7 protein-coding genes (1 of these 7 only partly in view) are annotated in these 6,122 nt (G+C 47.8%); 3 read left to right on the top strand and 4 right to left on the bottom strand.

Annotated features, from left to right (window positions below; genetic code table 11):
- Positions 1–553 carry the 5' portion of a helix-turn-helix domain-containing protein gene (locus HWI92_RS03470; protein WP_229248814.1) on the bottom strand. 356 nt of this gene lie to the left of the window's left edge, so 553 of the gene's 909 nt are visible here — the first part of the coding sequence; it begins with the start codon at positions 551–553; its stop codon lies beyond the left edge, outside the window.
- A 160-nt stretch (positions 554–713) separates the two neighbouring features.
- Here HWI92_RS03470 and HWI92_RS03465 point away from each other — a divergent pair, with 160 nt between their 5' ends.
- Both HWI92_RS03465 and HWI92_RS03460 read left to right on the top strand, forming a co-directional pair.
- Positions 714–1,535 carry an SDR family NAD(P)-dependent oxidoreductase gene (locus HWI92_RS03465; protein ID WP_204660801.1) on the top strand — a complete coding sequence of 274 codons (822 nt, stop codon included), beginning with the start codon at positions 714–716 and terminating at the stop codon, positions 1,533–1,535.
- A 199-nt stretch (positions 1,536–1,734) separates the two neighbouring features.
- Positions 1,735–2,025, top strand: a complete 291-nt coding sequence (locus HWI92_RS03460) for a TIGR03643 family protein (protein ID WP_204660800.1) — start codon at positions 1,735–1,737, stop codon at positions 2,023–2,025.
- A gap of 107 nt (positions 2,026–2,132) precedes the next feature.
- Here HWI92_RS03460 and HWI92_RS03455 read toward each other — a convergent pair whose 3' ends face one another.
- The 3 genes from HWI92_RS03455 to HWI92_RS03445 all read right to left on the bottom strand — a co-directional run bounded on the left by HWI92_RS03455 (position 2,133) and on the right by HWI92_RS03445 (position 4,762).
- Positions 2,133–3,197, bottom strand: a complete 1,065-nt coding sequence (locus tag HWI92_RS03455) for an alpha/beta hydrolase (protein ID WP_204660799.1) — start codon at positions 3,195–3,197, stop codon at positions 2,133–2,135.
- 83 nt (positions 3,198–3,280) lie between these two features.
- Complete coding sequence (locus HWI92_RS03450; protein WP_229248812.1) at positions 3,281–3,787, bottom strand: cupin domain-containing protein; 507 nt, start codon at positions 3,785–3,787, stop codon at positions 3,281–3,283.
- Positions 3,788–3,868: 81 nt separating this feature from the next.
- Positions 3,869–4,762, bottom strand: a complete 894-nt coding sequence (locus HWI92_RS03445; protein WP_229248804.1) for a helix-turn-helix domain-containing protein — start codon at positions 4,760–4,762, stop codon at positions 3,869–3,871.
- Between the two features lie 418 nt (positions 4,763–5,180).
- Between HWI92_RS03445 and HWI92_RS03440 the strand changes: the two genes are divergently transcribed.
- The gene (locus HWI92_RS03440) at positions 5,181–6,080 is read left to right on the top strand and encodes a helix-turn-helix domain-containing protein (RefSeq protein WP_204660798.1); all 900 of its coding nucleotides are present in this window, start codon (positions 5,181–5,183) and stop codon (positions 6,078–6,080) included.
- Positions 6,081–6,122 lie beyond the last annotated feature (42 nt).

Here is a 6,122-nt window from a genome sequence, read left to right as displayed (position 1 = left end):
TGCGGTCTGTAAATTGCCTTTTATAGAACCGGTCCGAGTATTTCAGTATGGAATCAATATGAGATAAAATGATATCCCGGCTCAGTTCGTCCGGATCACCGTCATATTCAGCCCTGATTTTATCATACAAATCCCAGATCACCATTTCCTCAGCAGGGGAAACATGCAGTGCTTCGTTGATCTCGTACTCAAAATAGCCGTACTTCCTGATCTGCTCATACAAACTGTGACCCGCCAGATAGTCTTCGTGAACAAAAATGACAAAGCCTTTTTCGGCAAACTGCACATTGCTCACCTCGATAATCTGCCGGGGCTTCATAAAAACCATGGACCCATTGTCGTGATCGTACCTGGTCTTTCCGTAAAGCACGTAGCCCGACTTGATCTTCTTCAAGGCAATCATGTAAAAATCTCCGGTAAAACGGGATTCCCCAAGCGAGTAACTCATCAGCTCCTTACAGGTCATCAGACTTAACAATGGATGTGCAGGCGCCGGATACCCGCTCTTTTCATGCAGCTGCGAAATGGTTTTGTAATGAGTGATCTTCTCCATGTATCTGTCCTGAGGAATGCCGCTGGATTATATTTTCTCTTTTATGTAAAGGTAAAAGCCGCCTCGTATTTCTGTGCTATTCTTCCCGACAAATGGGCTACTGTGCCGGCACAGGCCGAAATACCTTTGTCACATCTAACAACAACAAAAATTCAAGATCATGACAAAGACCATATTTATTACCGGCGCATCCAAAGGATTTGGAAAATTGTGGGCAGAAGCATTTTTGAAACGGGGCGATAAAGTAGCCGCTACCTCCCGTAATATCGCAGGTTTACAGGACCTGGCTGCACAATACGGCGACAGCTTTTTGCCCATCGCGCTGGATATCACCGACCGCCAGCAAAGTATAGACGCCGTCAACAAGGCCTACGAGCATTTCGGAAGCCTCGATGTAGTGATCAATAATGCAGGTTATGGTGTTTTCGGCGCTGTTGAAGAAGCCGGTGAAAAGGAAATAAAGGATGTTTTTGAAGCGAATGTATATGGTACACTCTGGGTGACCCAGGCAGCCCTGCCCATTCTTCGTCAGCAGGGACATGGCCATATCATACAGCTTTCGAGTGTTCTGGGTGTGTGGTCCCTCCCGACGCTGGGCATTTATAATGCTACCAAATTTGCTGTTGAAGGGTTAAGCGAGGCGCTGGCCAGCGAAGTGAAGGAATTTGGAATTCATGTAACACTGGTTGAACCCAATGGATACACTACGGACTTCGGAGGTAATTCGGCGGTACAAAGCCAGACTATCGCTGCTTATGACGCTATCCGTCAAAGCCTGGGAAGTACCGAGGGACTTTTGCCCGACGACTTCGGCAAGCCCGAGGCAACCATTCCCGCAATCCTGAAACTGGTAGACAGCGAGCAGCCGCCTTTGCGCTTGTTTCTGGGAAAGGTCGGGTACAAAAAAACCAAACTTGTCTATGCCGAAAAGCTGCAAACCTGGGAATCCTGGAACGACGTCGCAGTTACTGCACAGGGTTGACATCCACCTGAACGCTACCTGTTCAAACTGGCAGCCCGAGCTGATGAAGAGATTCGTTTCAGGTTAAACATGAAGGTCCTATTACGTTCAGGAAATCCCAGGCAGACTGATGGCATGCATATTTACAGGTACTAACAGAAGTAGCCGGAAGCCCGATTGCTCATTAGACCTAACATTTGCCAAGACGGACAATATGGATATGCAGGAAAAAGAAAAGGAATTAAAGCCCGACGAAGTGGACCGCATTGTTGAAATGGCCTGGGAAGACCGCACGCCCTTTGAAGCCATCAGTGCCCAATTTCTGATATCAGAGCAGCAGGTAATCGCCATCATGCGTACCGAAATGCAGCCTAGCAGTTTCAGAATGTGGCGCAAGCGCGTGCAGGGACGGGCTACCAAGCACATGAAACTATCGGAGCACAAGGATGCCCGGTTCAAATCTGACATGCAGCGGCAGATCAGCCAGAACAAGATCAGCAAACGGACATAAAGGTCTGATAAGACTGCCGCAATAAACAAAAACCGGCAAGGACAGCACGCTCAGGATGAAAGCCCAGCTTTCACATCCTGAGCGTTTCCGTACCCGGAAAGCTATATTTAATTGGCCCTGCTCAAATTTTCATTGAAAAACGAGCTCAGCTTTTCAAAAGGAATTTTAACGAACTGGTCATACAAATCAACATGGGATGCATCCGGTATGATCATGAGCTCTTTGGGCTCGTCGGCTGCATGGTAGGCATCTTCACTGAAATACCGGGAATGTGCATTTTCACCGGCAATAAGCAAAACAGGACGAGGTGAAATTTCCTTGATGTAAGTCAGCAGCGGCATATTCATAAAGGAAAGTGCATTGGTCGCAGTCCAGGCCGCATTTGAATTGATGGAGTTTTTGTGGAAGCCGCGCGGCGTTTTGTAGTAATTGAAATAATCAACCACAAACTGAGGTTCATTGCCCTGCAGCTTTTCAGGCAAATTATGCGTGGATGGCGCCGGAGTACCTTTCCGGGCATCTTCCCAGCGCTGCAAACTCATTTGTTCCAGCATTTCGGTGCGCTGCTGAGCATCTGTTTTATCAAAATAACCCTTGGCCATTACCCGCGACATATCATACATACTCGTCGTGGCCACCGCCCTGATACGCTTATCAACCGCCGATGCATTCAAAGCCATGCCTGCAAAACCGCAAATTCCGATGATCCCGATCCGGTTTCGGTCGACAGCGGGCTGCAAACCCAGGTAATCCACGGCTGCACTGAAATCTTCCGTATTGATGTCGGGTGATGCTACATTGCGCGGCTCACCGCCACTCTCTCCGGTGTACGACGGGTCAAAAGCGAGTGCAGCAAATCCACGCTCAGCCATCGTTTGGGCATATAACCCCAAGGATTGTTGTTTTACCGCGCCAAATGGCCCGCTGATCGCAAGTGCGGCCAGGGGTTCATTTCCCCGGTTTTTAGGCAGATACAAGTCTGCCGAAATGGTAATACCGTACCTGTTTTGATACGATACATGCTGCCTGGTTACCTTATCGCTCAATTGAAATGTATAATGCTCAGTCTGCTGAGCATCCGGCATTGCTCTTGCGGCCGGCTTTTGTCTGGTTTGTCCATGCACCTGCCCCAACATGAAGAGGGCAAGTACTAGTATCAATGCTTTTTTCATATTAATAAATGAATGTTTCAGGATGATGTTTTATCACAAGCATAGAGGTACCTGCTGTAAATGGAGCTTTCCTGCTGATGATTTTAGTTTTGATTGTTGTATTCACGATCTGTTACCGGTTGCTTCCATTCCACGATCCCTTTTTCGGTATTGGGCAGAATGTAAAGCTGCTGCATACCCACTGTAGGACTTGCACCGTGCCAATGCAGCACATTCGGCGGACATTTTACCACATCCCCTTTTTTGAGCTCTTCCCTGGACTGACCTTTGATCTGGTGATAGCCTTTTCCTTCGGTAATGATCAGGATTTGTCCTGCGGGATGCGTGTGCCAGTTACTTCTCGCGCCCGGCTCGAAGTACACGTTTCCTACCACAGTCGTGAGTGTGCTGTCCGTAGGTACCAGGCTGTAATTCCAGGCTTTGCCTGTGAAATTGGCAGCGGGTCCCTGCGTACCTTTTGGGAAAATACCCTGACTTACATCAGTGGAACCGGTTTTTTGCTGGGCCAGGATGTCCGCTGCCGGAAACGCAAGCAAAGCAGCGAGCATGGCCGTAAATGCAAAGTTCTGGAGATGTTTCTTTTTCATCATTTTCGAGCTTTTGGTCAGGCACAAAAATACCCGGCTGCACGGCCGGGCGGGTAAAGAAAAACAAACCATTCATTAAGATTTTCAAACATCCTGCATCCTCAGCGCTTTCGGGTTGGTACCGGTCATTCTTTTGAAAAAGTTGTTGAAATACGTAGGATATTCAAACCCCAGCGCATAGGCAATTTCTGAGATGTTCCAGTCTGTGTGCTGCAAAAGTGCCTTCGCTTCCTGGGCAACCCGCTCGGTGATATGGGCCGTCGTCGGCTTGCCGGTAATTTCCTTGACAGCCCGGTTCAGGTAGTTAACGTGCATATTCAGCTGCGCAGCGTAGTCCTGGGCAGCCTTTAATTGCAGTGGCCGGTCGGCACTTTCGATCGGGAACTGCCTTTCCAGCAATTCCAGGAAAACAGAAGTAATGCGGTTAGCTGCATTTTTCTGGTGATGATAGTTTTCCGAAGGCTGCATTTTCAAGGCTTCATGCAGGATCAGATGTATATAATTCCGTATCAGATCGTCCTTGAAAGAATACCCGCTCTTCTGCTCCTCGATCATCCTCTGAAACAGCGTGTTCAGAAAGTCGCGCTGCCCGGCCGAAATATTCATGATGGGCGTTCCGCCGATCTGGAAAAGAGGCGACTGCTGCAGGCTGTCCGACCGGTTGGATGCCATCAGAAATTCTTCCGAAAACAGGCAGGTGTACCCCACGTATGTGCTCGAAAGTGTTTCCCAGGAATAAGGAATATGCGGGTTGCCGAAAAACAGCACGGTACCTTCCGTCTCAAAACTCCTGTCGGCATAATGGATATTGCTTCTGCCGGTGGTGAGGCAGATTTTGTAAAAATCCTTGCGGCTGTACACCCGGGTTGCACTCCCGTCAGCCTCAATCTGGAAAACATTGAAACCTTTCAGCTTCAAGTCACTATTGAATGCAGACAAAGGACGCTGCTTGCTATTTTCAATGGGCAGACCATTCATATCTCTGTAAGTTTTTCATACCTGTACATTAAAGTTACGAAGTATCTGCTAAGCTCAGCGCTGAGCCTGTCTCAGGGGCAGGTTTGGATTGAAATTCTTAACAGATGGTTTGAAAATCTTTATCCTTCCAGCTGCCGGCAGGATACTTTTACCTGTAAACAAAAAAATCCGCAGGTTTTTTTGTATGTGCTTCCGTACTAAATGCGCCTGACCGGCGATGAGCAGCCTGTCAATATGCATGCGAGCTGTTTTGCTTCCATATTCGTATTCGAATTTAGCAAAGCAACTCCCGCCTCACTTTCTCAATGCAGCCTTATACGGATTCCTGATTTGCTTACCATTATTACCGATCAGGCAGCTGCTATGTGATTGATAAAGAAGGGATGTACTACATTTAGCTCAACAAAACCAAAAAGCAATGAGCGAGATAGTCAGATTGGAAAGTGTTTCTCAATTCAATAATCAGCGGGGACAAAAGACGCTGCACCCGCTGGTGAGTGTGCTGGATCAGTCTAAGTCCTCGCCCATTCAAGGCGCGCGCTTTGTTTCGGAGCTTTACATCATTTTCCTCAAAGAGCTCAAATGCGCTGAGATGAAATATGGCCGGAACCATTACGATTATCAGGATGGAACATTGCTTTTCATCGCACCCGGGCAGGTTTTTGGGTTTGATGAAGAGGAGAAAACATTTCAGCCGACCGGGTGGGCGCTCACGTTCCACCCCGACCTGATCCGCGGCACGTCCCTGGGCCGGTCGATCAAAGATTACGGCTTTTTCTCTTACGATGCGAATGAAGCACTCCACCTGTCTGACCGTGAGCGGGAAACGATCCTGGACAGCTTTTCGAAGATCCGCTACGAATTGGAGCACGCGATCGACAAACACAGCAAAATACTGATCATCAGCAACATTGAGCTATTTTTGAATTATTGCGTCCGCTTCTACGACCGGCAGTTCATCACACGTGACAACTTGCACAAAGATGTGCTCGCCAGGTTTGAGCGTGCGATGGACGATTTTTTCAAATCAGATAATCCCCAAATCCTGGGTTTGCCTTCTGTTAAATTCTTTGCTGAGCAATTGAATCTGTCGGCCAACTATTTTGGTGATCTGGTAAAGAAAGAAACCGGGAAATCAGCCCAGGAGCATTTGCAGGAAAAGCTGATTACCATTGCTAAAGAGCGTGTGCTGGACAGCAGTAAATCGATCAGTGAAATTGCCTACGAAATCGGCTTTAAATATCCCTCCCACTTTACCCGGCTATTTAAAAAGCAGGTCGGCCAATCGCCTCTGGATTACCGGTTATCGAATAATTAATCTTCACAACATGGCTATAAAATACATCTTTTCAATTTGCGT

Origin of the sequence: Dyadobacter sandarakinus, from assembly GCF_016894445.1 — a bacterium.
GTDB lineage: Bacteria > Bacteroidota > Bacteroidia > Cytophagales > Spirosomataceae > Dyadobacter > Dyadobacter sandarakinus.
The sequence above is the reverse complement of the archived record's forward strand: the minus strand, read 5'-3'. Positions and strand labels throughout refer to the sequence as shown.